Source organism: Geodermatophilus sp. CPCC 205761, from assembly GCF_051383655.1.
Lineage (GTDB): Bacteria > Actinomycetota > Actinomycetes > Mycobacteriales > Geodermatophilaceae > Geodermatophilus.
In genome coordinates this window covers 43,635-68,780 of the sequence record NZ_JALPKQ010000018.1, presented here as the reverse complement: position 1 = coordinate 68,780, position 25,146 = coordinate 43,635, and the positions used below count along the sequence as shown (strand labels likewise).

26 protein-coding genes and 1 riboswitch are annotated in these 25,146 nt (G+C 75.9%); of the genes, 15 read left to right on the top strand and 11 right to left on the bottom strand.

Features of this window, described 5'->3' with window-relative positions; genetic code table 11:
- Positions 1-19 precede the first annotated feature (19 nt).
- Together MY526_RS13250 and MY526_RS13245 are read right to left on the bottom strand one after the other, a co-directional pair.
- Positions 20-628: an ECF transporter S component gene (locus tag MY526_RS13250; protein WP_436692204.1), complete on the bottom strand. Its 609-nt coding sequence runs from the start codon at positions 626-628 to the stop codon at positions 20-22.
- A riboswitch (TPP riboswitch) is annotated at positions 625-728 on the bottom strand. It overlaps the preceding gene by 4 nt.
- 142 nt (positions 729-870) lie before the next feature.
- Positions 871-1,584 carry a Mut7-C RNAse domain-containing protein gene (locus MY526_RS13245; RefSeq protein ID WP_436704054.1) on the bottom strand — a complete coding sequence of 238 codons (714 nt, stop codon included), beginning with the start codon at positions 1,582-1,584 and terminating at the stop codon, positions 871-873.
- Between the two features lie 95 nt (positions 1,585-1,679).
- Between MY526_RS13245 and MY526_RS13240 the strand changes: the two genes are divergently transcribed.
- The gene (locus tag MY526_RS13240; RefSeq protein ID WP_436692202.1) at positions 1,680-2,192 is read left to right on the top strand and encodes a VOC family protein; all 513 of its coding nucleotides are present in this window, start codon (positions 1,680-1,682) and stop codon (positions 2,190-2,192) included.
- 110 nt (positions 2,193-2,302) lie between these two features.
- Here the strand turns inward: MY526_RS13240 and MY526_RS13235 are convergent, their stop codons facing one another.
- Complete coding sequence (locus MY526_RS13235) at positions 2,303-2,749, bottom strand: rhodanese-like domain-containing protein (RefSeq protein ID WP_436692201.1); 447 nt, start codon at positions 2,747-2,749, stop codon at positions 2,303-2,305.
- A gap of 157 nt (positions 2,750-2,906) precedes the next feature.
- Here MY526_RS13235 and MY526_RS13230 point away from each other — a divergent pair, with 157 nt between their 5' ends.
- Both MY526_RS13230 and MY526_RS13225 read left to right on the top strand, forming a co-directional pair.
- Positions 2,907-3,572, top strand: a complete 666-nt coding sequence (locus MY526_RS13230) for a GntR family transcriptional regulator (protein WP_436692200.1) — start codon at positions 2,907-2,909, stop codon at positions 3,570-3,572.
- Entirely contained in the window at positions 3,559-4,578 is a 1,020-nt protein-coding gene (locus tag MY526_RS13225) for a 1-aminocyclopropane-1-carboxylate deaminase (protein ID WP_436692199.1), read from the top strand. Before MY526_RS13230 ends, MY526_RS13225 begins: the two co-directional genes overlap by 14 nt.
- 39 nt (positions 4,579-4,617) lie before the next feature.
- Here the strand turns inward: MY526_RS13225 and MY526_RS13220 are convergent, their stop codons facing one another.
- The 3 genes from MY526_RS13220 to MY526_RS13210 are packed head-to-tail and all read right to left on the bottom strand — an operon-like array spanning position 4,618 to position 5,975.
- The gene (locus MY526_RS13220) at positions 4,618-5,061 is read right to left on the bottom strand and encodes a hemerythrin domain-containing protein (protein ID WP_436692198.1); all 444 of its coding nucleotides are present in this window, start codon (positions 5,059-5,061) and stop codon (positions 4,618-4,620) included.
- 21 nt (positions 5,062-5,082) lie between these two features.
- On the bottom strand, positions 5,083-5,775 hold the full coding sequence (locus tag MY526_RS13215) for an alpha/beta fold hydrolase (RefSeq protein WP_436692197.1): 693 nt from the start codon (positions 5,773-5,775) through the stop codon (positions 5,083-5,085).
- The gene (locus tag MY526_RS13210; protein ID WP_436692196.1) at positions 5,772-5,975 is read right to left on the bottom strand and encodes a hypothetical protein; all 204 of its coding nucleotides are present in this window, start codon (positions 5,973-5,975) and stop codon (positions 5,772-5,774) included. The genes MY526_RS13215 and MY526_RS13210 overlap by 4 nt, the downstream gene beginning before the upstream one ends.
- A gap of 89 nt (positions 5,976-6,064) precedes the next feature.
- On the opposite strand from MY526_RS13210, the gene msrA reads away from it, so the two are divergent.
- The 5 genes from msrA (at position 6,065) to MY526_RS13185 (ending at position 10,755) form a co-directional block, all read left to right on the top strand.
- A complete protein-coding gene (msrA, locus tag MY526_RS13205) occupies positions 6,065-6,718 on the top strand; it encodes a peptide-methionine (S)-S-oxide reductase MsrA (RefSeq protein WP_436704053.1) in 654 nt (217 codons plus the stop codon).
- Between the two features lie 62 nt (positions 6,719-6,780).
- Entirely contained in the window at positions 6,781-7,905 is a 1,125-nt protein-coding gene (locus MY526_RS13200; protein ID WP_436692194.1) for a class I SAM-dependent methyltransferase, read from the top strand.
- A gap of 51 nt (positions 7,906-7,956) precedes the next feature.
- Positions 7,957-8,676 carry a hypothetical protein gene (locus MY526_RS13195; protein ID WP_436692193.1) on the top strand — a complete coding sequence of 240 codons (720 nt, stop codon included), beginning with the start codon at positions 7,957-7,959 and terminating at the stop codon, positions 8,674-8,676.
- A complete protein-coding gene (locus MY526_RS13190; protein ID WP_436692192.1) occupies positions 8,655-9,038 on the top strand; it encodes a methyltransferase domain-containing protein in 384 nt (127 codons plus the stop codon). Before MY526_RS13195 ends, MY526_RS13190 begins: the two co-directional genes overlap by 22 nt.
- Before the next feature lie 136 nt (positions 9,039-9,174).
- Complete coding sequence (locus MY526_RS13185) at positions 9,175-10,755, top strand: methyl-accepting chemotaxis protein (RefSeq protein ID WP_436692191.1); 1,581 nt, start codon at positions 9,175-9,177, stop codon at positions 10,753-10,755.
- A gap of 69 nt (positions 10,756-10,824) precedes the next feature.
- Here the strand turns inward: MY526_RS13185 and MY526_RS13180 are convergent, their stop codons facing one another.
- Positions 10,825-11,313, bottom strand: a complete 489-nt coding sequence (locus MY526_RS13180) for a phosphoribosyltransferase (RefSeq protein ID WP_436692190.1) — start codon at positions 11,311-11,313, stop codon at positions 10,825-10,827.
- A 68-nt stretch (positions 11,314-11,381) separates the two neighbouring features.
- Between MY526_RS13180 and MY526_RS13175 the strand changes: the two genes are divergently transcribed.
- Positions 11,382-11,870 (top strand): hypothetical protein, encoded by a 489-nt coding sequence (locus tag MY526_RS13175; RefSeq protein ID WP_436692189.1) that lies wholly within the window; start codon positions 11,382-11,384, stop codon positions 11,868-11,870.
- A gap of 6 nt (positions 11,871-11,876) precedes the next feature.
- On the opposite strand, the gene MY526_RS13170 is transcribed toward MY526_RS13175, so the two are convergent.
- The 4 genes from MY526_RS13170 to uraD all read right to left on the bottom strand — a co-directional run bounded on the left by MY526_RS13170 (position 11,877) and on the right by uraD (position 14,524).
- A complete protein-coding gene (locus MY526_RS13170; protein WP_436692188.1) occupies positions 11,877-12,431 on the bottom strand; it encodes a DUF6461 domain-containing protein in 555 nt (184 codons plus the stop codon).
- Complete coding sequence (gene pucL, locus MY526_RS13165) at positions 12,431-13,321, bottom strand: factor-independent urate hydroxylase (protein WP_436692187.1); 891 nt, start codon at positions 13,319-13,321, stop codon at positions 12,431-12,433. Before pucL ends, MY526_RS13170 begins: the two co-directional genes overlap by 1 nt.
- Before the next feature lie 307 nt (positions 13,322-13,628).
- Positions 13,629-13,946: a hydroxyisourate hydrolase gene (gene uraH, locus MY526_RS13160; protein WP_436692186.1), complete on the bottom strand. Its 318-nt coding sequence runs from the start codon at positions 13,944-13,946 to the stop codon at positions 13,629-13,631.
- The gene (gene uraD, locus MY526_RS13155; RefSeq protein WP_436692185.1) at positions 13,943-14,524 is read right to left on the bottom strand and encodes a 2-oxo-4-hydroxy-4-carboxy-5-ureidoimidazoline decarboxylase; all 582 of its coding nucleotides are present in this window, start codon (positions 14,522-14,524) and stop codon (positions 13,943-13,945) included. Before uraD ends, uraH begins: the two co-directional genes overlap by 4 nt.
- An 84-nt stretch (positions 14,525-14,608) precedes the next feature.
- Between uraD and aceB the strand changes: the two genes are divergently transcribed.
- The 6 genes from aceB (at position 14,609) to MY526_RS13125 (ending at position 25,113) form a co-directional block, all read left to right on the top strand.
- On the top strand, positions 14,609-16,180 hold the full coding sequence (gene aceB / locus MY526_RS13150) for a malate synthase A (RefSeq protein ID WP_436704052.1): 1,572 nt from the start codon (positions 14,609-14,611) through the stop codon (positions 16,178-16,180).
- The gene (locus MY526_RS13145; RefSeq protein ID WP_436692234.1) at positions 16,180-17,466 is read left to right on the top strand and encodes a DUF6986 family protein; all 1,287 of its coding nucleotides are present in this window, start codon (positions 16,180-16,182) and stop codon (positions 17,464-17,466) included. Before aceB ends, MY526_RS13145 begins: the two co-directional genes overlap by 1 nt.
- A 7-nt stretch (positions 17,467-17,473) precedes the next feature.
- The gene (locus MY526_RS13140; protein ID WP_436704051.1) at positions 17,474-22,597 is read left to right on the top strand and encodes a SpoIIE family protein phosphatase; all 5,124 of its coding nucleotides are present in this window, start codon (positions 17,474-17,476) and stop codon (positions 22,595-22,597) included.
- 97 nt (positions 22,598-22,694) lie between these two features.
- Positions 22,695-23,702 (top strand): anti-sigma factor RsbA family regulatory protein, encoded by a 1,008-nt coding sequence (locus tag MY526_RS13135; protein ID WP_436692182.1) that lies wholly within the window; start codon positions 22,695-22,697, stop codon positions 23,700-23,702.
- Between the two features lie 62 nt (positions 23,703-23,764).
- Complete coding sequence (locus tag MY526_RS13130) at positions 23,765-24,598, top strand: SDR family oxidoreductase (protein ID WP_436692181.1); 834 nt, start codon at positions 23,765-23,767, stop codon at positions 24,596-24,598.
- Positions 24,595-25,113 carry a MarR family winged helix-turn-helix transcriptional regulator gene (locus tag MY526_RS13125; protein ID WP_436692180.1) on the top strand — a complete coding sequence of 173 codons (519 nt, stop codon included), beginning with the start codon at positions 24,595-24,597 and terminating at the stop codon, positions 25,111-25,113. Before MY526_RS13130 ends, MY526_RS13125 begins: the two co-directional genes overlap by 4 nt.
- The last annotated feature ends 33 nt before the right edge of the window (positions 25,114-25,146 follow it).

Below are 25,146 nucleotides of genomic sequence, written 5' to 3'. Positions count from 1 at the left end.
GCCGGCGCCCCGCCCGTGGTCAGACCCGGGACCGGCCGGCGGCGAACGACGACAGCGCGCCGCTGGCCGCCAGGGCGCGGGTGAGCGCCATGCCGCCGATGCCCGCGACGAGCGTCGTGCTCACCACGACCAGCAGCAGGTAGGTGCTCTTCCAGCCGCCGGTCCAGTCGGGGTAGTAGTTCACGATGTCGAGCACCGCGGCCATGGCGCCGGCGCACAGGGCGGCCAGCAGCGCCTGCGGCCAGCCGAACCGGCGGTAGCGGAAGGCGGCGAAGCCCAGCTCGCCGGCCAGCCCCTGGAGCAGGCCGTAGACCAGCACGAGCGTGCCCCACGCCGAGCCGAGCAGCGCCGAGACGACGGCCGCGATCAGCTCGGCGAACAGCGCGGCGCCCGGCTTGCGGACGACGAGCGGCGCCAGGACGGCGGGCACCAGCCAGACGCCGTACATGACCGCCTGACCAGGCGGGAACGCGGTGAAGGCGGCGTCGAGGGCCGCCCACAGCAACCCCCAGGCCCAGAAGACGATGCCGAAGGCGACGCCCAGGACGGCGGTGACGACGATGTCGACGGTCCGCCAGCGGCCGGTGTGGTGCTCGGCGGACGACGGACGGACGGCCTGCTCGGCCATGTGTTCCTCCAGGCTCCCTGCGCCGGCATGACCCGGATCAGGTTCGAGGGTCTGCGGTGCCCCGCACTCTCAGCGCCGAAGCGCTCCCCTGCTGTGTGTGTTCGGTTGTACGGCCCAGCGTAGCCCCTCGCCGTCCGTCCGTTCCCCGCGCCGCCCTCCCGTCGGTTTCCGCGGAAACCGCCGCCCCTCCCGCGGCGGCCTCGGTCTTCGACGGGTACACGGCGGCCTCGCAGGGGGGAGGCTCACCTGTGCGTCGCGGCGTCCACCATGGCGTCGATCCGGCGGGCGTGCGCGCCGCGCCAGTAGATCCCGCCGCAGGCCGGGCAGCGGGCGAACTCCTCGATGGTGCGGCGGGTGCCCGGCGGCACGCGGTCGGCGACCTCCGCCTTGGGCACCGGCACGAGTCCGGCGCCGCACGCCGTGCAGCGGCTCAGCGGCGCCAGCGGCGGGGAGAACCGGTCGAGGACGTCGGCGAGCTGCTCGTCGGGGCGGCTCCCGCGCACCAGCGCGCCCCGCACCCCGCGGCGCATGAGCAGGCCGCGGTCCTGGGTGAGCAGCACGCGGTCCTCGGCCGCGGCCCGCGCGGCGAGCTCGGCGTCCTCGGCAGAGTTGGACCACGCGGCGTCCAGGCCGAGCAGCCGCAGCCGGCGGGCCAGCGCACCCAGCCCGACGTCGAGCAGGAAGCCGCCGGAGGGCACCGGCTGCGGCCGATCCGCCGGGGTCACCTCGACGACGCTCCGGGGGCGGGTGCGCGCGTCCGGCGCCACGGGGAGGCCGTCCAGCCGCAGCCCGCCGACCTCGGTCGGCGGCACCCCGGCGGCCCGGACGACGTGTGCGACCGTGGCGTCCGGGTCGAACGCCAGCCGGCGCTCCCGGGCGCGGCGGTCCCGGGGGCGGAACAGGAACGACAGCTCCGCCGGCACCCGGACGACGACGTCCGCAGCCGAGGCGTCCACGATGGGCCGGTACCCCGGGAACACGGTCCAATACTTGAACGATCAAGCAACGGCGGTGCACACTGGGGCGGTCACCCGTCGAGCAGGAGCACGCCATGCCGGTCCAGCGCCTCAACCACGCCGTCCTCTACGTCCGGGACGTCGACCGCAGCCACGCGTTCTACCGGGACGTGCTGGGCTTCCGCGTGAAGATGGAGATCCCCGGCGCCGCGGTGTTCCTGCAGGCGGAGGGGTCCACCAACGACCACGACCTGGGGCTGTTCCAGATCGGCGCCGGCGCTGGGGCCTCCGAGGCCGGCCGCCGCACCGTGGGTCTCTACCACCTGGCCTGGGAGGTGGACACGCTCGCCGAGCTGGCCCGCATCCGCGACGCGCTGGCCCGCGCCGGCGCGCTGGTCGGGATGTCGGACCACGTGACCACCAAGGCCCTGTACGCGCACGACCCGGACGGCCTGGAGTTCGAGGTGTCCTGGCTGCTCCCGGCCGAGTTCATCACCCCCGGGATCATGGAGGGTGCGGAGATGACCGCCCCGCTGGACCTCGACCGCGAGATCGCCCGCTACGGCGCGCACACCCGCGGCGGCGTCGGGGTCTCCGTCCCGGTCTGACGCAGGCGGTCGGTCACGAGGGGCCGTCATCCCCGACGAGCTGACCACGGGCGGGCAGCGCCTCCGGCCCTGGCGGGAGGGCGACACCGTCTACGGCTGACCGGACGAGATCAGCAGTCGCAGCGGGCGCCGGCCGGTGCGGTGAGCGGGTCCACGGCCGGGCGGGAGACGCCGTCCGCCGTCGCGACGGGCAGCCCCTCCCGCGCCCAGTACTCGAAGCCGCCGATCATCTCCCGCACCCGGTGGCCCAGCAGGGCCAGCGCGAGCGCGGCCCGGGTCGCGCCGTTGCAGCCGGGGCCCCAGCAGTAGGTGACGACCGGGACGGACCGGTCCAGCTCGGCCGGCGCGCGGGCAGCGATCTCCCGCCCCGGGAGGTGGACGGCGCCCGGCACGTGCCCCTGCTCCCACGCCTCCCGGCTGCGGCTGTCGAGCAGCACGAAGCCGGGATCGCCCGACTCCAGGGCCGCGTGCACGTCGCTGACGTCGGTCTCCACGGCCAGCCGGTGCGCGAAGTGGCGGACGGCGTCGGCCGGGTCGGTGCTCCAGTCCAGGCTCACGACGCGGACGGTAGGCACGCCGGGGCCCCGGGACGACGTCCTGCCCTGCCACCAACCGCAACACCCCGGACTTTCGGCGCCGGAAGTCCGGGACTTCCGGCGCGGAAAGTCGCGTGAGGGGTTGACGGACGAGACGCTGACATCTGAGATGTCAGTCGTGGGACTTGTTCCGGTCGACCGGGTGCTGCTGCGCGACGTCGCCCTGGCCCGCATCCGGGACGCGATCGTGGCCGGAGAGCTCGCTCCCGGTGCCGTGGTGAAGGACGCCGAGCTGGCCGGCCGGCTCGGGCTGTCGGTGGCGCCGGTGCGGGCCGCGCTCGCCCGGCTGGCCGACGAGGGCCTGGTCGAGGCCAAGCCGCAGAGCCACACCCGGGTCACCCCGCTGCGCGTGCGGGACGTGCGCGACGCCGCCGCCGTCGTCCGCGCGATGCACGAGCTGGCCACCCGGGAGGCGGTCCCGGCCGTCACCCCCGACGACGTCGCCGCCATGACCGGGGCCAACGAGCGCTTCGCCGCGGCGGTCGCTGCCGGAGACGTCGACGCCGCCCTGGCCGCCGACGACGACCTGCACGGCGTGCTGCTGCGCCGGTGCGGCAACACCGCGCTCACCGCGACCGTCGACCGCCTCACCCCGGCGATCCGGCGGCTGGAGCGGCAGCGCTTCGCCACCGCGCACGGCCGGGAGTCCGTCGTCCTCCACGACCGGCTGATCACCGCCTGCGCGCGCTCCGACGTCGACGCCGCCGTCGCCACCACCACCGAGATCTGGACGGCGCTGCTGTCCGAGCTGACCGACGAGGAGACCCCCGATGGCACTCACTGACCTGCCCCGCTACCCGCTGCTGTTCGGGCCCTCCCCGGTGCACCGGCTCGACCGGCTCACCGAGCACCTCGGGGGCGCCGCGGTCTGGGCGAAGCGGGAGGACGTGAACTCCGGCATCGCGTTCGGCGGCAACAAGACCCGCAAGCTCGAGTACCTGGTCGCCGACGCCCTCGCCCAGGGCTGCGACACGCTGGTGAGCATCGGCGGCGTGCAGAGCAACCACACCCGCCAGGTCGCCGCCGTCGCCGCTCGGGTGGGCCTGAAGTGCGTGCTCGTGCAGGAGAGCTGGGTGGACTGGCCCGACTCGGTCTACGACAAGGTCGGCAACATCCTCATCAGCCGGCTGGCCGGCGCCGACGTCCGGCTGGTCAAGGCGGGGTTCGGCATCGGGTTCAAGGAGAGCTGGGAGGCGGCGCTCGCCGACATCGGGGAGCGCGGGGGCAAGCCGTACGCCATCCCGGCGGGGGCGTCGGACCACCCGCTCGGCGGGCTGGGCTTCGCCGACTGGGCGGAGGAGGTCGCGGCGCAGGAGGCCGAGCTCGGCGTCTTCTTCGACACCGTCGTCGTCTGCTCGGTGACCGGGTCCACCCAGGCGGGCATGGTCGCCGGCTTCGCCAAGCTCGAGGAGGACGGGGCGCGGCCGCGGCGGGTCCTCGGCATCGACGCCTCCGCCAAGCCGGCCGAGACCCGCGACCAGGTGCTGCGCATCGCCCAGCGCACCGGGCACCTCGTGAGCCTGCGGCGGGGGCTGACCGCCGACGACGTCGAGCTGGACGAGCGCTACCACGGCGGCACCTACGGCATCCCCGACCAGGCGACCATCCGCGCGATGGAGCTGGCGGCGCGGACCGAGGGCATGGTCACCGACCCGGTGTACGAGGGGAAGTCGATGGCCGCGGTCGTCGACCTGGTGGGGCGCGGCGAGATCGACCCGTCGTCCACCGTGCTCTACGCCCACCTCGGCGGGCAGCCCGCGCTCAACGGCTACAGCGCGCTGTTCTCGTGAGCCCCGACACGACGGAAACCGGCACCGGTCGACTCCGCATCACGCGCCGAGGAGGTCGGCGGCCGAGCCGTCGAGGCGGTCCAGCGCGTCACGGATCCGGCGCTCCTCGAAGGAGAAGTGCGACTCCATGATCGCCGCGAGCCCGTCGAGCTCCCCGGCCAGGGCGGCGTCGCCGGACGCCGCGATCTCCTCCACCCGCGCCACGATGCCGGAGATCAGGTCGTGGTCCTGTGCCATCTTCTCCAGCAGCGGCCGCAGGTCGGGGAACCGTTCGGCCAGCGCGGGGAAGGCGCCGGCGTCCTCACCGGTGTGGTGGCGGGTCAGCGCGCCGCAGAAGGCCAGGCAGTGGACGGCGAGCGGGCGGCCGGACGGCGTTCCGTCGGCGACGGCGTCCTGGAGTCGACGCAGGTCGCTGCGCAGGGAGTCGTGGATGCGGACGAGCTCGTCGCCGAGCGCGGCGACGCGGGAGGGGACGGGGGGCACGACCGGGCATCCTGCACCCGGTCACAGGGGCACGGCGAGCTCCCGGTGGTCCAGGGCCGCCCGCAGGTCCGCCCGCCACGGTGCGAGGCCGGACCCGGCGAGGACGACGTCCCGCACGAAGGCGTGCCAGGTCGGCGCCCGCCGGACCATGCTGTGCCCGCCGGCGATGGTGAACCGGGCGACGCGGACGTCCGCCCGCGCCGCCCGGACGGCGAAGTCGGCCGACAGCGTGGCCGGCACCCACCGGTCACCGCGGCCGTGCAGGAGCGCCACGGTGCGGCCGCGCAGGTGCTCGACCGGCTCGCCGGGCGGCGTCCACGGGGCCAGGGCGCAGACCGCGCGCACCGAGGCGTCCCCGCCGGCGCGCAGGACGGCGCGGCCGCCCATGGAGTGCCCGACCAGCACGACCGGGACGTCGTCGCCGTGCCGGTCCCGGAGCTGCGCGAGCGTCCAGCGGACGTCGGCGAAGGCGTCGGCCGCCACGCCGTTCCACCCCGCCACCCGGTAGCGCAGGAGGTAGGTGTCCAGCCCGTGGCCGGCCCCCGCGGCGCGGACGAACTGCTCGATCGCCCGCATCCGCAGCAGCGACAGCGCGCGCTCCCGCGGCGGATCGACGCTGGCGACGGTGCCGCCGTGGCAGAAGACGGCCACCGCCCGGGTCGGGACGGGGGCCGGCTCGTGCTCCAGCGCGGGGGCGCTGCCCGACGACGTCACCGCCGCCGGCGCCCGCCGCGGAGCGTCGCGCGGGCGCGGTCGCCCAGGTCGCCGACCCGGTAGAGGGCCCGGGTCAGCTGCGTCGAGCCGGTCCGGCGCTCGAGCGTGCGCCCGACGCGGCGGACCAGCCCGGTCGCGAGCGGGACGAGGACGGTGAGGATCAGCCAGGTGCGCAGCCGGCGGGTGAGGAAGAGCCACATGCCGCTCCTCCTGCCCGCTGCCGGCCGGGGCGAACCGGCGTCGGGACGTGACGCACGACCGACGCGCCGGTCCGGCCTACGCTCGGGACATGCTGTTCTCCCGGTTCAAGACCCAGCCGGTCACTCCGGAGGAGGCCCTGCCGGGCCGCCCCGACCCGCTCCCCAACATCCCCGAGGTGCACGCGGTCAACGGCAACCGCATCCAGCCGCCCTTCCCCGAGGGGCTGCAGACCGCCGTCCTCGGCGCGGGCTGCTTCTGGGGCGTGGAGAAGGTCTTCTGGCAGACCCCCGGCGTCTACTCGACCGCGGCCGGCTATGCCGGCGGCTTCACGCCCAACCCGACGTACGAGGAGGTCTGCTCGGCGCGGACCGGTCACACCGAGGCCGTGCTCGTCGTCTTCGACCCCGCGGTCATCTCCTACGAGCAGCTGCTCAAGGTGTTCTGGGAGGACCACGACCCCACCCAGGGCATGCGGCAGGGCAACGACATCGGCACCCAGTACCGCTCGGCGATCTACTACGCCGACCCGCAACAGGAGGCCGTCGCGCGGGCCAGCCGCGAGGCGTTCCAGGAGCGGCTGACCGCGGCCGGCTTCAGCGAGATCACCACCGAGATCGCCCCGCTGGGCGAGTTCTACTACGCCGAGGACTACCACCAGCAGTACCTCTACAGGGTCCCCAACGGTTACTGCCCGGTGCACTCGACGGGCGTCTCCTGCCCCGTCGGCCTCCCCGGCGTCTGAACCCTCCAGGCATAGGAAGCTCTACCCACGTGTCGCGACCCAGGACGGGTGTATTGCTTCCTATGCCTCGCGAGGAGCTGTTCGGGCAGCTGCGGCGGGAGCCGGACGTCGAGGCGCCGGAGCTCGTCGCGGTCGACGCGACCGACCGGCTGCTGCTCGACGAGGCCGCCGGTGCGCTTGCAACGGCCGGCCCCGGCGAGGTGGTCGTGGTCGACGACGCGTACGGGGCGCTCACCCTCGGCGCGGTCGCGGCCGGCGCGCAGGACGTGCGGGTCGGCCAGGATCTGCTGGTCGGCGAGCTGGCGCTGGCCCGCAACGCCGCGCGCACCTGCCTGACCGGCGGCCACCGGTCGCTGCCACTGACCGCGGAGCTGTTCGACGGCGCGCGGCTCGTGCTGGCCAAGGCGCCGAAGGGTCTGGACGCCCTGCGGGAGCTCACCGAGCTCGCGGCGGCGTCCGCGGCTCCCGACGTCACCGTCCTCGTCGGCGGCCGGGTCAAGCACATGACCCTGGCGATGAACGACGTGCTGGGCGCCGGGTTCGCCGAGGTGCACGCGACGCTGGCCCGGCAGAAGTCCCGCGTGCTGGTCGCGCGGGCGCCCCTGCCCGGCGTCCGGCCGTCCTTCCCGCGCCGGCAGACGCACGCCGACCTCGGGCTCACCGTCTGCGCGCACGGCGCCGCGTTCGCCGGCACGCGGGTCGACGTCGGCACCCGCGCGCTGCTGGCTGCCCTCCCGCAGGCGGCTCCGGACGCCGGCACCGCGCTGGACCTCGGCTGCGGCACCGGCGTCCTCGCCACCGCGCTGGCCCGGGCCCGTCCGGGCCTGACCGTGCTGGCCAGTGACCAGTCCGCCGCCGCCGTCGCCTCCGCGGCGGCGACGGCGGCGGCCAACGGCGTGGCCGACCGGGTGCGGGTGGCCCGGGACGACGCGGCGTCCACCGTCGCCGACGGCAGCGTCGACCTCGTCGTCTGCAACCCGCCGTTCCACCTCGGCGCGGCCGTCGTCACCGGCGCCGCGGACCCGCTGTTCGCCGCCGCCGCCAGGGTGCTGCGCCCGGGCGGGGAGCTGTGGACGGTCTACAACAACCAGCTGCCGCACAAGGCCGCGCTGCGCCGGCTGGTCGGCCCCACGCGGGTGGCCGCGTCCGACCGGCGCTTCACCGTCACCGTCTCCACCCGGCGCTGAGGGCCGGAGGTCCCTGTCCGGGTGCGCCGGCCCCCGCCACGCTGACCTGGCATGACGACCACCGGGACGACCCCTGCCGCCGCTCCGCTGGCCGACCGCATCCTCGGTTCGGTGATCGGCGCGCTCGAGCTCGCCGCGGTGCACCTCGGCAGCGAGCTGGGCTGGTACCGCGCGCTCGCCGACGCCCCGGCCACCCCGCCGGAGCTGGCCGGGCGCACCGGCACCGACCCGCGCTACGCCCGGGAGTGGCTGGAGCAGCAGGCCGTGGCCGGCTACCTGACCGTGGACGACGTCGCCGCCGCGCCCGACGCCCGGCGCTACACCCTGCCCCCCGAGCACCGCGGCGTCCTGGTCGACGAGCTCGACCTCTCCTACATGCCGCCGTTCGCCCGCGTCGCGCTGGCCTTCGCCCGCAACGTGCCCCGGGTGGTGGAGGCCTACCGCACCGGGGGCGGCCTCGGCTGGGCCGAGATGGGCGACGCGCGCGACGCGCAGGCCGCGGCCAACCGCCCCTACTTCCTCGGCCCCATGGCCACCGACGACCTCCCCCGCGTCCCCGGACTGGCCGACGCCCTGGCCGCCGGTGGCCGGGTCCCCGACGTCGGGTGCGGGATGGGGTGGTCCTCGATCGGCATCGCCCGCGCGTACCCCCAGGTCGAGGTCGACGGGTACGACCTCGACGTCCCCTCGGTCGAGGAGCCCGCCGCAACGCCGAGCAGGCGGGGGTCGCCGACCCGGTCCGCTTCGAGGTGGCCGACGTCGGCGCGCTGACGGACGCGGCGGGCCGGTACGCGCTGGTGGCCGCCTTCGAGTGCGTCCACGACCTGCCCGACCCGGCCGCCGTGCTGACCGCCATGCGGCGGATGGTGCGCCCGGACGGCACGGTGCTGGTCGTCGACGAGCGCGTGGCCGAGCGGTTCACCGCCCCCGGGGACGACGTCGAGCGGCTCATGTACGGCTACAGCCTCACCTGCTGCCTCCCCGACGGGCGCTCCACCCGGCCGTCGGTCGGCACGGGCACGGTCATGCGGCCGGCCACCCTGGAGGGGTACGCGCGCGCCGCGGGGTTCTCCGGCGTCGAGGTGCTGCCGATCGACAACGACTTCTTCCGCTTCTACCGGCTCGTCGCCTGAGCCGGGCGCCGGTAACGAGACGAGGAAGCCCATGAACGTCGAAGGAGTTCCGCTGTAGTCACTCCAACATCGTGCCGATGAGGGGTCAACGGCGCGCACCCCCGCGCCGACCACCTCGTGACGCGGGAGTGCCTCGATGGCGCGCAACCTCTGGTCCGACCGTCCCCTCGGCGTGAAGCTGGCGGCCCTCGTCGCGGCCGCCGCCGTCGTCCTCGCCGTCTTCGCCGTCATCACGGTGCAGGCCCTCAACGGAACGGGTGAGCGCACCGACGAGCTGCTGGTCACCACGTCGGCCACCGGCCTGGCCCTGGAGGCCGACATGATGCACGACGCCGTCCGCGGTGACGTGCTGCAGGCGCTGCTGGCCACGGGTCCGGAGTCCCGCGCCGCCGCCGCCGACCTCGCAGACCACTCGGCCACCTTCCGCGAGGTGCTCGCCGGCGTCGCCGAGGCCGGCCTGGGCGACGAGGTCGCCGCCGGCGTCGCCGAGGTGACACCCGCGGTGGAGGACTACCTGGCCTCGGCCGACCAGATCGTCACCCTCGCCGGGGCCGACCCGGTCGCGGCCCGGCTCGCCTACCCCCGCTTCGCCGAGGCGTTCGCCGTCCTCGAGGAGGAGCTGCCCGCCGTCGGTGCGGCCGTGGGCGACCGGGCGACCGCCGCTGCCGAGCACAGCGCCGACCAGCGGTCCACCGCGATCACGCTCGCGCTGGTCGTCGCGGTGGCGGGCGTGCTGGCCCTGGCCGCGCTGGGGCTGGTGGTCACCCGCTCGGTGGTGCGGCCGCTGCGCCGGGTGGGCGCGGTCCTGGCCGGCCTGGCCGAGGGCGACCTGCGGGGCTCGACCGGTGTCGACAGCCGCGACGAGGTCGGGCAGATGGCCGCCGCGCTGGAGGCGTCGATGGGTCACCTGCGCGCCGTCCTCACCATCATCGGCGACACGTCGACGACGCTCGCCTCGGCCACCGAGGAGCTCTCCGCGACCGCCCAGGACATGACCCGGCTGGCCGACGAGTCCTCCGCGCAGAGCGGGGTGGTCGCGGACGCCGCGGGCCAGGTCTCGGTCAACGTGCAGACCGTGGCGGCCGGCTCCGAGCAGATGGGCGCCTCGATCCGCGAGATCGCCCAGAACGCCAGCGAGGTGGCCCGGGTGGCCTCCCAGGCGGTCTCGGTCGCCGACGCGACGACCGCCACCGTCGCCAAGCTGGGCGACTCCTCACTCGAGATCGCCGGGGTGGTCAAGGTGATCACCGCGATCGCCGAGCAGACCAACCTGCTGGCGCTCAACGCCACGATCGAGGCGGCCCGCGCGGGGGAGGCCGGCAAGGGCTTCGCCGTCGTGGCCAACGAGGTCAAGGAGCTGGCCCAGGAGACCGCCAAGGCCACCCAGGACATCACCGCCCGGGTCGAGGCGATCCAGGCCGACACCGGCGGTGCGGTCCGCGCCATCGGGGAGATCTCGCAGATCATCGCGCTCATCAACGACTCGCAGGGGACCATCGCCGCCGCCGTCGAGGAGCAGACGGCGACCACCACGGAGATGAACCGCAACGTGGCCGAGGCGGCGATGTCGGCCGGTCAGATCGCCGAGAACATCACCGCCGTCGCCGGGGCCGCGGGCGCCACCACCCGGGCGATGACCGACGCCCGGACGGCGATGGACGAGGTGGCCCGCATGGCCGCCGCGCTGAGCTCCTCGGTCGGCCGCTTCCGGTACTGAGAGGCATCGCCGGACGAGGCAAAGGAAGCAATACCCATGTCAGGCGCACCCGGACGTGGGAAGAGCTTCCTACGCCTTCGGGGGGCTGCGGCGGTGCACCGGCGGCTGGGCCGACCACGGGAAGTCGATCCAGCGGTCGGTCCGCCGCCACACGTAGTCGCAGCGCACCGCCGACTGCGGCTTCTCGTAGACCACCGCCGTCCGCACCTCGGCGACGTAGCCGGCGCAGAAGTCGCGGACCAGCTCCAGCGTCTTGCCCGTGTCGGCGACGTCGTCCGCGACCAGCACGTTCGCCCCGGTCAGGTCGACGACGTCCAGGGTGGGCGGCAGCACGACCGGCAGCTCCAGGCGCTGGTCGACGCCGGTGTAGAACTCGACGTTCATCACGAACAGGTTCTTGACGTCGAGGGCGTAGCCCAGCGCGCCGCCGAGGAAGAGCCCGCCGCGCGCGATGGAGAGGATCAGGTCGGGTTCGTAGCCGTCCGCCGCGACCTGCTCGGCCAGCTCGCGGGCCGCGGTGCCGAACAGCTCGTAGGTCAGCGTCTCGCGCTCGCTCACCCCGCGATGGTCGCAGGCACGGCGGTCCCCCTGGGCAGCGCCCCGGGCGGCCGGGCAGGCTGGGGGGCATGAGGTCCTCGCGCCCCCTGCCGCCCGCCGTCCGCAGGGCGCTGCCCTGGCTGCTCGCCTGGTGGGCGTTCCAGGCGGTGCTGGCCGTCACCGGCCGGCTGGTGGCCCGCCGCAAGGACGAGGGCGACGAGAGCACCGCCGGCATCCGGCGGGTCGTTGCGCTCGGCGGGGTGGACCTGCGGCCGGTCAACCCGGAGCTGTCCCGGCTGCGCTTCGACCTCGTGATGGGCGGCGGCGAGGTGGACCTCACCGCCCTCCCCCGGGTGCCCGGCGGCATCGACCTCACCGTGCGCGCGTTCATGGGCGGCCTGACCGTGCTCGTGCCGGCCGGCTGGCGGGTCTGGTGGGCCTTCCGCGGGGTCGGCGGCATCGGCCTCGGCCAGGGTGAAGGGGCCGTCCGGACCGAGGACGAGCGCGGCGCCGACCTGCGGATCCACGCCGACGTGCTCTTCGGCGGCATCAGCGTGGAGGGCGCCGGGCCGTCCTGACCGCCGTCACCCACCCAGCGTCGCGCACAGCAGCCGGCGCTCCAGCACGTCCCGGGTGACGGTGAGGCCGAACGCCCGCTCCAGGATGTCCGCGCAGGCGGCGACCGGCCGCGGGCCGTCCTCGTCGAGCAGGCCGGCGGCCGCCATCTCCCGGTCGAGGGAGTGCGGCTCGCGGCCCCACCGGAACGACGGAAGGACGAGGTCGAAGCCGACCACGTACTCGCCGTCCCGCGCGTGGTGCAGGCCCTGCACCGTCGCGGTGAGACAGGCCGTCACGGCCTCGCCGCCCCCGGCGGTCAGTCGCTGGAGGACGGCGGGGTCGCCGCCCCGGACCGACGAGAGCTCGACGGCGTACGTCCAGCCCTGCGCGGTGCCGACCCGGACGGCGGGCAGGTCCAGGTCCATGGCCTCCCGGTGGGTGCACGCGCCCCGGTCCACCTCGCTGGCGTCCAGCGCGGTCAGCAGCTCCTCGATCCCGGGTCCGCGCACCGCCGTCAGCGTCAGCAGCACGTGGCTGGCCGCCCAGTCGGCGAACCAGTCGAACCGGGACGGCGTCGCCATCAGCAGGAGCCGGGGGTGCCCAGCCAGGCCGCCTCGGCCGGGGGGACGTCGTCGCGCAGGACGGTGCCCTCGATGAGCCCGTAGGGGCGGTCGTCGGCGTGGTAGACGACGTCGGGGTTGTCCAGCCCGAACGCCGAGAGGTCCTGCAGGAAGTGGTGCCGGTTCGGCATCGACATCCGCACCTCGGCGACCTCGCGGTGCCGCTCCAGCACTGCCGCGCCCATCGCGTACAGGGTCTGCTGCAGGGCGAGGGAGTGGGTGGCCGCGAAGGCCTCCAGCAGCGTCGTCCGGACGCCGGCGAACACCTCGTCGAAGTCCAGGTCGGCGGACGTGTAGCGCCAGCGGGCGGTCACCGCCGTCGCCAGGATCCGGTCGCTCGTCTCGGCCAGCGTCGTGTACCGGTCGCGGGGGAAGCCCCGGAACTCCGAGCCGGTGGTCTTGAGGACGACGAGGTCGCGCAGCCCGGCGAGGACGTGCACGTCGGCGCCGTCCACGGTGACCACCGCCGTCCGCACCTCACCGCCGTCGCGCCGGAAGGCGTGCCCGTGCGGCTGCCCGTCCACGGCGATCCGGGCCCAGCCGTGCGCGTCGACCGCCACCCGGGCGCCGCTGATCCAGGGCTGTGCGGCGGCGAAGTGGCGGGCCAGCCGGAGGCCGAACGACTCGACCGCGCCCACGCCGTCGCGGGCGAACGCGAAGACGGTGTTCTTCTGGGTGTCGGTCGGCAGCACGTGCGCGTTGTCGCCCTCGGTGTGCGCGGCGGCGAAGTCGCCGCGCAGGGTGGTGGTGACGTTCAGGTCGACGAGGGTGTGCTGCGGCCGGCTGCGATCCACCGCGACCACGCGGACCTCCGCCTTGCCGTACTGGTTGGGCCCGAGCCGGATCGCCATGCGCGACTGTTGCACGTGGAACGTCGGGTCACCGCACGACGGCGGCGAGCTGCTCCGCGAGCCGCACGACCTGCTGCGTGCCCGTGCCGTCGGGATCCTGTCCGGGTCGTAGATGGCCACGCTGAACCCGCTGCAGCCGGGGACCTCCAGCGCGCCGCGGACACGGCGTCGTGCACCGAGTGGCCGGCGAAGGCGGCGGCCGGCCCCGCTCCGCGCAGCGCCTCCGCGGCCAGCGCCTCGTTGCCCGGCCGCCCGTACCCGTCGAACGGGACCCCGATCAGCTCGATCTCGGCCACGGCTCGTCCGGTCAGCTGCCGCGGTACGTCGAGTAGGCGAACGGCGCCAGGAGCAGCGGCACGTGGTGGTGCTCCCCGGGCTCGCGGACGGCGAAGGTGAGCACCACCTCGGGGTAGAAGGTGTCCCGGCCCTGCTCGGCGAACCACGGGCCGGTGGCGAAGACCAGCCGGTGCGTGCCCGGGCCGGTCGCGGCCTCGACCAGCCGGCAGCGGCCGTCGGCGTCGGTCACCCCCTCGGCGACCAGCTCCTCCCCGACGACCAGCCGGACGGCGACCCCCATGGCCGGCCGGCCGAGCACCGAGTCCAGCACGTGCGTCGACACGCTCATGCCATCGGCTCCGCTCCGGACTCGTTCCGCTCCTCGCTCGCCGGCGCTCGCTGCGATGCTCGCTCGCCCGTCGCCCTCGCGTCTCCGACGAGCCCCCGCACCCGCAGCGCGGTGATCTGCGCCAGCTGCTCGGTCACCTCGGCCCGCTCGGTCTCCTCGTCGTTGCCCAGCCGCCGGTGCAGCTCGGCGAGCATCTCCTCCGGCGAGCGGCCGGCCGCGCGGACGAGGAAGACGCGGCCGAAGCGCTCCTCGTACGCCCGGTTGCCGTCGGCGAGGGCGGCCCGCGTCGCGTCGTCCGCCCCGCCCACCGAGGCCTGCTCCCGCCGGGAGGCCGCGGCCTCGGGGGAGGAGCCCTCCGGCCGGTCGCCGATCCTCGGGTGCGCGGCCAGGGCGACCTCGACCTCCGCCCACGGCAGCCCGCGCGCCACCTGCTCAGCGCGGGCGACGAGCGTGTCGCCGTCGGGATAGGGGCGGCCGGCGACCAGCTCGGCGGCGAACCGCGGCGCGGCGTTGCAGGCCCGCAGCGCCGCGACGGCGCGGTCGGGCGGCCCGGCGTTGAGGTCGTCGAGGGCGGCCATGCCGGGGAGGATGCCAGCACCCCGCGACGGTTTCCGCGGAGAGCGACGTCCTGCGCACCGGCGCGGACGTGGCAGGGTGCGGCCATGGTGGACGTGCGCGTGGACGGGCCGGACGTCGAGCGGGGGGAGGAGGTCCTCACCCCCGAGGCGCTGGCCTTCGTCGCCGCCCTGCAGGCCCGCTTCGGCGCCGAGCGCGACGCGGCGCTGGCCGCCCGCGCCACCCGGCGGGCGGAGATCGCCGCCACCCGGCGGCTCGACTTCCGCCCCGAGACCGCCGAGGTCCGGGACGGCGACTGGCGGGTGCCCCCGCCGCCGCCCGGGCTGGTCGACCGGCGGGTGGAGATCACCGGCCCGACCGAGCCGAAGATGGCGGTCAACGCGCTCAACTGCGGCGCCCAGGTCTGGCTGGCCGACCTCGAGGACGCCAACACCCCGCACTGGGGCAACGTCGTCGGCGGCCAGGTGGTGCTGCGCGACGCCGTCCGCCGGACGCTGTCGCACACCGCCGACGACGGCCGGGAGTACCGGCTGCGGGAGGACGGCGAGCTGCCGACGATCGTGCCGCGCCCGCGCGGCTGGCACCTCCCCGAGCGGCACCTGCTGGTGGACGGCGCGCCGGCGGTCGGTGCGCTGGTCGACGCCGGGCTGTACCTGTTCCACAACGCCCGCGAGCAGCTCGACCGCGGCAGCGGTCCCTACCTCTACCTGCCGAAGATGGAGGGCCACCTCGAGGCGCGGCTCTGGGCGCGGGTGTTCGACGCCGCCGAGCAGGCGCTCGACCTCCCGGCCGGCTCGATCCGCGCCACGATGCTCATCGAGACCATCCCGGCCGTGTTCGAGATGGAGGAGATGCTGCACGCGCTGGGCAGCCACGCCGCGGGCCTCAACGCCGGCCGCTGGGACTACCTCTTCAGCGTGATCAAGGTCTTCCGCGACGCCGGCCCGCAGTTCGTGCTGCCCGACCGGTCGACGGTGACGATGACCGCGCCGATGATGCGCGCCTACACCGAGCAGCTGGTCGCGGTCTGCCACCGGCGCGGGGCGATGGCGATCGGGGGCATGGCGGCGGCCATCCCCAGCCGGCGCGACGCCGAGGCCAACGAGCGCGCCCTGGCGAAGGTGCGGGAGGACAAGACCCGCGAGGCCGGCGACGGTTTCGACGGCTCCTGGGTGGCCCACCCCGACCTGGTGCCGGTCTGCCGCGAGGCGTTCGACGCCGTCCTGGGCGACCGGCCCAACCAGCTCGACCGGCAGCGGCCGGAGGTCGCGGTCACCGCGGAGCAGCTGCTCGACGTCCCCGGCGTGCCGGGGGAGCGGACGATGGCCGGACTGCGGGCCAACGTGGAGATCGCGATCCGCTACCTCGCCGCCTGGCTGGGTGGCAACGGCGCGGTCGCCATCCACGGGCTGATGGAGGACGCCGCGACCGCCGAGATCAGCCGCTCGCAGGTGTGGCAGTGGGTGCGCAACGGCGTCGTCCTGGACACCGGCGACACGGTCACCGCGGAGCTGGTGCGCCGGGTGGTGGAGGAGGAGGTGGCCGGCATCGGCGAGCTCGACCGGTTGGAGGACGCCCGGCGGCTGTTCGAGCGGGTCGCGCTGGCCGACGAGTTCCCCGACTTCCTGACGCTGCCGGCCTACGCACTCGTGCAGTGATGCTGGAGGAAGGCGTCTACGCCGAGCTGGACCGCCGGCTCGCGCCGGTCGACGCGGCCCGCGCGGCCGCCTACCCGGGCGAGCGGCCCGGCCGGCAGCCGGTGCACACCTGCTACGTGCCCGCCGACGCCGTCGTCCCGGGGCTGGCGGCGGCCTGGGGGACGGCGGCCCTCGCCGCCCTCGACGAGCACGGCCTGCCCGACCTCGGCCTGGACCCGGCGCTGGTCGACCAGGTGCTGCCGCGCGTGCGCGCCAAGCTGGCCAGCGAACCGGTCGAGGACCTGCGGGTCGACGCCGAGGACGGCTACCGTGGCACCCCGGAGGCGGAGGACGGCGACGTGCGGGCAGCGGCCGCTGCTCTCGGCGCCGACCTGCGCGCGGGGACGGCGGCGCCGGCGGTCGGGATCCGGGCCAAGTCGCTGGAGGGGGCCACCCGGCGGCGCGGCGTCCGCAGCCTCGACCTGTTCCTCGCCACCCTCGCCGACGCCACCCCCGGGACTCCCAGCCCCGAAGGTCCGGGACGGGCGACCGTCACGCTGCCCAAGGTCACCGACGTCGAGCAGGTGCGCGCCTTCCTCCCGGTCCTGGACGCGCTCGAGGCCGCGCACGGCCTCGCGCTCGATCTCGAACTGCAGATCGAGACCCCGCAGGCGGTCCTCGGCCGCGACGGCGCGGTGACCGCGGTGCGGATGGTGCACGCGGCCGGCCGACGGCTGACCGGCCTGCACCACGGCACCTACGACTACAGCACCGCCCTCGGCATCGCCGCGGCACACCAGGCCCCCGACGCCCCGGCCGCCGACCTCGCCAAGCAGCTGGTGCAGGTCGCCGTCGCCGGCACCGGGGCACGCCCGGTCGACGGCTCCTCCAACGTGCTCCCGGTGGGCCCGCGCGAGCAGGTGCACGCGGCCTGGCGGCGGCACGCGGGGCTGGTCCACCGTGCGCTGGAGCGCGGCCTCTACCAGGGCTGGGACCTGCACCCGGCGCAACTGGTCACCCGGTACGCGGCGACGTACGCCTTCTTCCGGGCCGCGCTGCCGGCGGCCGCGGCCCGCCTGGCCGCCTACCTGGACGGAGTGGACGGCGGGGTCCTCGACGAGCCGGCCACCGCCCGCGCGCTGGCCGCGGTGCTGCTGCGCGGGCTGGACTGCGGCGCCCTCGACGACGCCGAGGTCGCGGCGGCCACGGGCGTCGACCGGGCCACGCTCGATCGCCTCGCCGGGCGGGCCGCGGTCGGCCCCCGAGACGGCGGGACGTCGGCGCCGCCACCTACCATCCCCTCGTGATGCCGCGGTGACCGAGAACGCCGCCGGGCGGACGCTGTTCGCCGACGGTGGTGAGGTCGGGCGCGCCATGGCCGAGCGCGACTGGACGCAGACGCCGCTGGGCCCGCCCGAGCAGTGGCCGTCCGAGTTGCGCAACGTCGTCCGCATCGTGCTGACGTCGCGGTTCTCCATGTGGGCCGCCTACGGCCCGGAGCTGACGACCTTCTACAACGACGCCTACAAGCACGACACCCTCCAGGCGAAGCACCCGTGGGCGCTGGGCCGGCCGGCCCGGGAGATGTGGTCGGAGATCTGGGAGGACATCGGGCCGCGCATCCAGTCCGTGCTCGACACGGGGATCGCCACCTGGGACGAGGACCTGCTGCTCTTCCTCGAGCGGAGCGGCTATCCGGAGGAGACCTACCACACCTTCTCCTACAGCCCGATCGACGATCCCGACGGCCGGCCGCAGGGCATGCTCTGCGTGGTCACGGAGAACACCGAGCGGGTGGTCGGCGAGCGCCGGATGGCCGCCCTCCGGGACCTCGCCTCCGCCATCGCGACCACCCGCACCCGGGCCGACGTGCTGGGCGCCGTGTGCGAGCAGCTCGGGCGGGACCTCGCCGACCTGCCGTTCAGCCTCACGTACCTGTTCGACGGGTCCGGCACGGCGCGGCTCGGCTGCGCGACCGGTGTCGAGCCCGGCTCGGCCGCGGCTCCGGAGGTGATCGAGCCGGGCGACGAGGGCTGGCCGCTGGACCGGGTACTCGCCGGCGAGCAGGTCCTCGTCGAGGACCTCGCCGACCGCTTCTCCGGCCTCCCCACCGGGGCGTGGCAACGGCCGCCGACGCAGGCCGTCGTCGTCCCGATCGCCTCCTCGGCCCAGGACGAGGGGCCGGTGACCGCGTTCCTGGTCGCCGGGCTCAGCCCGCACCGGCGCTACGACGACTCCTACCGCGGCTTCATCGAGCTGGTCGGCAACCAGATCGGCTCCGGCCTGCTCAACGCCGGCAGCTACGAGGCCGAACGCAGCCGCGCCGAGGCGCTGGCCGAGCTCGACCGGGCCAAGACCGACTTCTTCAGCAACGTCAGCCACGAGTTCCGCACCCCGCTGACGCTGATCGCCGGTCCGGTCGCCGAGCTGCAGGCCAGCCCCGTCGCCCGGGCCGACCCCCGGGTGCGCGAGGAGCTCGAGGTCATCGAGCGCAACGCGCTGCGGCTGGGGAAGCTGGTCAACACCCTCCTGGACTTCTCCCGCATCCAGGCCGGGCGGATCGACGCCCGCTTCGAGCCGGTCGACCTCGCCGCCACCACGGCCGAGCTGGCCAGCGTCTTCCGGTCGGCGGTCACCCGCGCCGGCCTGGACTTCACCGTCGACTGCGCGCCGCTGGGCGAGCCGGTGCACATCGACCGGGAGATGTGGGAGAAGGTCGTCCTCAACCTGCTCTCCAACGCGCTGAAGTTCACCTTCACCGGCGGCATCGCCGTGCGCCTCGAGCGCGACGGCGGCGTGGCGCTGCTCCAGGTGAGTGACACCGGCACGGGCATCCCGCCCGAGGAGCTGCCGCGCCTGTTCGAGCGCTTCCACCGGGTCGCGCACGCCCGTGGGCGGTCCGGCGAGGGCAGCGGCATCGGGCTGGCGATGGTCCGCGAGCTCGTCGGCCTGCACGGCGGCAGCATCGATGTGGAGAGCACCCCCGGGAACGGGACGACGTTCACCGTCTCGCTGCCGTTCGGCACCGCGCACCTGCCCGCCGACCGGCTGGCCGAGGCGGTCCCGTCCGCCGCCGGTACCGGGATCTCGCCGGCCGCCGTGCCGTTCGTCGCCGAGGCGCTGCGATGGCTGCCCGACGGCGACCCCGACGGGCCGGCCGAGACCGACCCCCTCCCGCCCGGGAGCGGCGCGGGCCGGGTGCTGGTGGCCGACGACAACGCCGACATGCGCCGCTACGTCGTCCGGCTGCTCGCCTCGCGGTACGACGTCCGGGCGGTCGCCGACGGCCGGCAGGCCCTGGACGCCGCGCTCGCCGACCCGCCGGACCTCGTGGTCAGCGACGTGATGATGCCGGGGCTGGACGGCGTCGAGCTGCTGGCCGCCCTGCGCGCCGACGTCCGGACCGCCCGCGTCCCGGTCCTCCTCCTCTCGGCCCGCGCCGGCGAGGAGGCAGCCGTCGAAGGACTGGCGGCCGGCGCCGACGACTACCTGGTCAAGCCGTTCTCCGCGCAGGAGCTGCTGGCCCGGGTGGGCGCCCACCTGCAGCTGGGCCGGGTGCGGCGGGCAGCCGAGGAGCGGTTCACCGCCACCGCCGACCTGGCCCCTGCGCTCATCTGGGTGGCCGACACCGAGCTGCGCCGCCTGTTCGTCAACCGCGGCTGGTCGGAGTTCACCGGACGGCCGATCGGCGAGGAGCTCGGTCACGGGTGGGAGCACGGGATCCACCCGGAGGACCGCGAGCGCTACGCCGAGGTGGTGGCCGCCGCCACCGCCCGCCGCGACGGCTGGGAGGTCGACTTCCGGCTGCGCCGCACCGACGGCGCGTACCACTGGCTGCTGGAGCGGGCCACGCCCATCGGCGCCGGCGAGACCTTCGCGGGCTACGTGGGCAGCTGCACCGACGTCAACGCCCGCACCCGGGAGACCGCCCGGCAGACCCTGCTGGCCGAGGTCGGCGCCGCACTGGACCGCGAGACGACGGTCGAGGGCCAGACCGGCGCGCTGGCCCGGCTGCTGGTCGAGCGCCGGCTGGCCGACCTGTGCACGGTGCGCCTGGTCGAGGACGACGGCCGGCTCCGCTGGGCCGGGATCGCCGGCCTGGACGGGGGGACGGAGGCGGCGCTGGCCGGGCTGGACCCCGACGTCGGCGTGGGGCCGGAGGTGCTGAGGACCGGCCGGTCGGTGGTGCACCCGACGCTGGCGGGCGCGACCGACCTCGGCCCGGGCCACCCGGCCCTCGCGCCGCCGCTGGCGGTCGCCTCGGTGCTCGCGCTCCCGCTGACCGTGCGCGGGCGGGTGCTCGCCGTCCTCGCACTGGGGCGTCGGGCGGACGCGCCCCTGTACACCGACGACGACCGTGCGCTGCTCGAGGAGGTCGCCGCCCGCGCGGCGCTGGCCGTCGACAACGCGCTGCTGCTGGCCGAGGAGCGCGGCGCGGCCCGGCGGCTGGCCCTCCTGCAGAGGGCCACCGCCGAGCTGTCGGCCGCGACGACGCCCGTCGAGGTGGCGGTCGCCGCGGCCGGGCACGTCCGGCAGCTGACCGGCCCGGAGAGCCGGGTGGCGGTCTACGAGTTCGACCGCTCGCACCGCGCGCTGGCCGCGCTCACGATCGACGGCGGCAGCCCGGAGGGGCAGCGGCTGTGGACCACCCTCCCGCTGTCGCTGTCCCTCCCCGCGACGCGGGCGGTGACCGAGCGCCGGCCGGTGTGGGTCGAGGACGCCTCGGACCGGCCGGCGCTGCCCCCGGACCTGGAGCAGGCGGTCCGGGCCTACGGGCTCGGCGCCATCGTCGCCCTCCCGCTCACCGTCGCCGGGCGCGTGGTCGGCGTCCTCTCGGTCGCCTGGCCGAGGGTGCGGCGGTTCTCCGCCGTCGACCGCGCGATGCTGCTGGCCGTCGCCGAGCAGTGCGCGCAGGCCCTCGACCGCGCCCGCCTCTACCGGGCCGAGCAGGGCATCGCCGAGACCCTGCAGCTGAGCCTGCTGCCGGCCCAGCTGCCCCGGCTCGGGAGGCTCGCGCTGGCGGCGCACTACATCCCGGGCGCCGAGGGCAGCCAGGCCGGCGGGGACTGGTACGACGTCGTCCAGCTGGAGGACGACCGGGTGGCCATCGCCGTCGGCGACGTCGTCGGCCAGGGCCCGGCCGCCGCGGCGGTCATGGGGCAGCTGCGCAGCGCGCTGTCCGCAGCCTTGCTGCAGGGCGCCGGGCCCGCCGACGCACTGGAGCTGCTCGACCGCTTCGCCGCCCGGCTGCCCGGCTCGCTCGCCTCGACCGCGGCCTGCCTCGTGCTCGACGCCCAGACCGGCACGGTCCGGTGGGCGCGGGCCGGTCACCCGCCACCACTGCTGGTGACCCCGGACGGCGCCCGGCTGCTCGACCAGGCCGGCTCCGGGGCCGTGCTCGGCGCTCCGGGGCGGCCACCGTACAGCGAGGGCTGCGTCGACATCCCGGTCGGCGCGACCCTGCTGCTCTACACCGACGGCCTGGTGGAGCGGCGGGGCGAGCTGCTGGACGAGGGGCTGGACCGCGTCGCGTCCACCGCGGCCCGGCACGCGGGTGCGGACCCTGTCCGGCTCACCGACCGGCTGCTGGCCGAGGTGCTGGCCGACGCCGACCAGCCCGACGACGTGGCGGTCATCGCCGCCCGGCTGCTGCCCGCCCCGCTCGACGAGCGGCTGCCGGCCGACCCGGCCCGCCTGGCCGGCGTGCGGCGCGAGCTCGCCGCGTGGGCGGCGGCGGCCGGACTGCCGTACGAGACCGTCGACGACCTGCAGCTCGCGCTGGGCGAGGCGCTGGCCAACGCCGTCGAGCACGCCTACACGGGGGCCGGCGTCGGTGCGGGGGACGGCGCCTGCGCGTACCGGGTGGCCCGCGACCTCGACGGCGGCGTGCTGGTGGAGGTGCGGGACAACGGGGTCTGGCGCCCGCCGCCGGAGGACCGCGGGCACCGCGGCCGTGGCCTGGAGCTGATCACCGCGCTGGCCTCGGACGTCGAGGTGGCCCGCGGGCCGGACGGCGGCGGCACCACGGTCCGCTTCCGCGTGCCGCCGGGTACCGCGGCGCCCGGCGTCCGCCCCCAGCGCGCCGCCCTGCCGGCGGGGGACGGCGGCGCGCACCTGGTGGTCCACCAGGATCGCGGCGGGCCGCGCCTTGAGGTCGTCGGCGAGGTGGACCTGGTCGCGGCCGGCCCGCTCGGCGCGGAACTGGCCCACTGCCTGTCCGGCCTGCCCCGCGGATCGTCGGCGACCCTGGACCTGCGGTCCACCACGTACCTGGCCAGCGCCGGGATCGGGATGGTCCTGCAGCTCCTCGCCCGCGCGGGTGATGCGGACGTGCGACTGGGCGTGCAGACGCAGCACGGAACGCCACCGGCGCGCATACTCGCTCTGGCCGGGCTGGGGGAACAGGTGGCCGAGTGGGCGACGCCCCCGTCTGCCTGACGGTGTGCGCGACCCGCTCCGGCGGGACCCCGGTCCCGCGGAGTGCAGAGTGACGTGGCAGTCGGCCGGTCCCCCCGGCCAGCGAGAGGACGGGCCGGTGGAGAGCACGGTGGGCGAGCACGTGGCGCCGTCCGTCCTCCCGGGTCCGCGCACGGGGTCACCGGACCCGGCGCGGTTCCGCCACGGCGCCGCGGTCGTCGACACCCGGGACGAGCTGCTCGCCGCCGCGCTGCCGTTCCTGGACGCCGGGCTGCGGGCCGGAGACCTGGTCGCGCTGACCTGTCCGCCCGAGACGGCGGAACTGCTCTGCGCGGAGCTGGGCGAGCGCCACCGCCTGGTGCACGAGGACCCCGCCCTCGGCCTGCTCGGTGCGCGGGCACCCGACGTCCTCGGGCGGGCCCGCCGGCTGCTCACGCGGGCGGCGGAGCGCGGGTCGGGTCGGCTGCGGGTCTTCTCCGAGGTCGACTTCGGCGACCACCCGGCGGGCTGGCGGGAAGGGCAGCGGTTCGAGTCGGTGTGCAACCGGATCCTGCGCGACGCCCCGATCACGTCGTTGTGCGTCTACGACCGCGGCCGGCTCCTCTCCTCGGTCGTCGACAGCGCCCGCAGCACCCACCCGGAGCTGGTCCGGGGCGACTCGTGGGCGGTCAACGCCGGCTACCAGGACCCGCTCACCTTCGTCGCGTCGCTGCCGGTGACGCGGGAGCCGGTCGAGGACACCCCGCCGGTGTTCGCCGTCGACGACGCGCCGGTGCTGGCGCAGCTGCGGCACGCCATGGGCGCCGTCCTGGCCGCCCGGGTGCCCGACCGCGAGCAGCGGGAGGACCTCCACCTGGCCACCAGCGAGGTGGCCGCCAACGCCTTCCGGCACGGCGTCCGACCCGTCTCGGCGCGGATCTGGGCGGACCGCACGTCGATGGTGGTCACCATCACCGACGCCGGGCACTCCTTCTCCGACCCGCTGGCCGGTTTCCAGCCGGCGCACGGCGACGACCTCAGCCGCGGCGGGATGGGCCTGTGGCTCGCCCGCAAGCTGTGGGACTCCGTCGACCTGCTGCCCGGGCCCGGCGGCTTCACCGTCCGGTTGAGCGCGCGACTGCGCTGAGTTCCGTTCCGACACCTCCCCGTGCTTGACGGCGGCGATTCCTCACTGTTGAGGTACCTGGTGTGATCGTGGTGACGGCGGCGGGCGGGCAGACGGGGAGCGCCGTCGTCCGGGCCCTGCGGAAACGCGGCGAGCAGGTGCGCGCGGTCGTCTCCCGGCGCGGTCCCCGCCCGGAGCTGACCGAGCTCGGTGCCGAGGTGGTCGTCGCCGAGCTGACCCAGCCGATGCCGTGGGCCGACGTGCTCGACGGCGCCGGCGCGCTGTACCTGATCTGGCCGAACTTCGACCCCGACGAGGCCGAGGGGGCCGCCGCGATCTTCGGCGAGGCGCGGCGGGCCGGCGTCCCGCGCGTCGTCTACCACTCGGTGCTGCGGCCGCAGGTTCGCTCCATGCCCCACCACGCCGCCAAGGACCGCGCCGAGGAGGCGCTCGACGCGGCCGGGCTGGCCTGGCGGGTGCTGCAGCCGTGCGCCTACGCGCAGAACCTCGACGACCAGCTGCCGGAGGTGGCCCGCAGCGGCCGGCTGCGCAGCCCGTGGGGACTGCGCACCGGGCAGTCGCTGGTCGACCTCGCCGACGTCGCCGAGGCCGCGGCCGTGCTGCTCACCGAGGACGGCCTGGACGGCGGCACGTTCGAGGCGGCCGGCCCGGAGCCGCTGCCCGCACCGCGGCTGGCCGAGCTCATGGGCCAGCGCCTCGGGCGTGAGGTGACCGTGGAGGACGTCGTCCCGCGCGGCGAGGTGCCTGCCGCGTACGCCGGCCGCTGCCGGCGGCTGATGTTCGACCACTACCGGTCGCACGGCTTCGCCGGCAGCCCCCGCGTGCTCACCGCGCTGCTCGGCCGCCCGCCGCGGAGCTACGCCGAGCACCTGGCCGACGTGGCGCTCCCGGCGTGAGGGACCCCGCCGGCGAGGACGCCGTCGACCTGATCCTCGAGCAGTGGGCGCGGGAGCGGCCCGACCTCGACTGCAGCCCCATGGGCGTCATCGGCCGGATCAGCCAGCTGCAGCGGGAGGTCTACCTGGCGCAGCGGGCCACGTTCGCCCGGCACGGGCTGGACGCGCCGTCGTTCGACGTGCTGGCGGCGCTGCGGCGGGCCGGCGCGCCCTACCAGCTGACCCCGACGGCGCTCATGCGCACCGCGCTGGTGACCTCGGGCGCGATCACCCAGCGGCTGGACCGGCTGGAGGAGCGGGGGCTGATCACCCGCGAGCGCAGCGAGGCCGACGGGCGGGCCGTCGTCGTCACGCTCAGCGAGGCCGGCCGCGCGGCCCTGGACGCCGCGCTGCCCGACCACCTGGAGACCGAGCGCCGGCTGCTCTCCGGCCTGTCCAACGGCGACCGGGAGCAGCTGGCCGGGCTGCTGCGCCGGCTGCTGGTCGCCCTCGGCCGGGTACCGCAGCGCCCCTGACCCCCGGGTCCTGACCGGCGCTTTCCGCGGAAA

Excerpts from the sequence above, each read along its gene's own strand:
- MY526_RS13250 (WP_436692204.1), bottom strand. The coding sequence starts at position 628 with ATGGCCGAGCAGGCCGTCCGTCCGTCGTCCGCCGAGCACCACACCGGC.
- MY526_RS13240 (WP_436692202.1), top strand. The coding sequence starts at position 1,680 with ATGCCGGTCCAGCGCCTCAACCACGCCGTCCTCTACGTCCGGGACGTC.
- MY526_RS13225 (WP_436692199.1), top strand. The coding sequence starts at position 3,559 with ATGGCACTCACTGACCTGCCCCGCTACCCGCTGCTGTTCGGGCCCTCC.
- MY526_RS13210 (WP_436692196.1), bottom strand. The coding sequence starts at position 5,975 with ATGTGGCTCTTCCTCACCCGCCGGCTGCGCACCTGGCTGATCCTCACC.
- msrA (WP_436704053.1), top strand. The coding sequence starts at position 6,065 with ATGCTGTTCTCCCGGTTCAAGACCCAGCCGGTCACTCCGGAGGAGGCC.
- MY526_RS13200 (WP_436692194.1), top strand. The coding sequence starts at position 6,781 with ATGCCTCGCGAGGAGCTGTTCGGGCAGCTGCGGCGGGAGCCGGACGTC.
- MY526_RS13195 (WP_436692193.1), top strand. The coding sequence starts at position 7,957 with ATGACGACCACCGGGACGACCCCTGCCGCCGCTCCGCTGGCCGACCGC.
- MY526_RS13185 (WP_436692191.1), top strand. The coding sequence starts at position 9,175 with ATGGCGCGCAACCTCTGGTCCGACCGTCCCCTCGGCGTGAAGCTGGCG.
- MY526_RS13175 (WP_436692189.1), top strand. The coding sequence starts at position 11,382 with ATGAGGTCCTCGCGCCCCCTGCCGCCCGCCGTCCGCAGGGCGCTGCCC.
- MY526_RS13170 (WP_436692188.1), bottom strand. The coding sequence starts at position 12,431 with ATGGCGACGCCGTCCCGGTTCGACTGGTTCGCCGACTGGGCGGCCAGC.
- pucL (WP_436692187.1), bottom strand. The coding sequence starts at position 13,321 with ATGGCGATCCGGCTCGGGCCCAACCAGTACGGCAAGGCGGAGGTCCGC.
- uraH (WP_436692186.1), bottom strand. The coding sequence starts at position 13,946 with ATGAGCGTGTCGACGCACGTGCTGGACTCGGTGCTCGGCCGGCCGGCC.
- uraD (WP_436692185.1), bottom strand. The coding sequence starts at position 14,524 with ATGGCCGCCCTCGACGACCTCAACGCCGGGCCGCCCGACCGCGCCGTC.
- aceB (WP_436704052.1), top strand. The coding sequence starts at position 14,609 with ATGGTGGACGTGCGCGTGGACGGGCCGGACGTCGAGCGGGGGGAGGAG.
- MY526_RS13145 (WP_436692234.1), top strand. The coding sequence starts at position 16,180 with ATGCTGGAGGAAGGCGTCTACGCCGAGCTGGACCGCCGGCTCGCGCCG.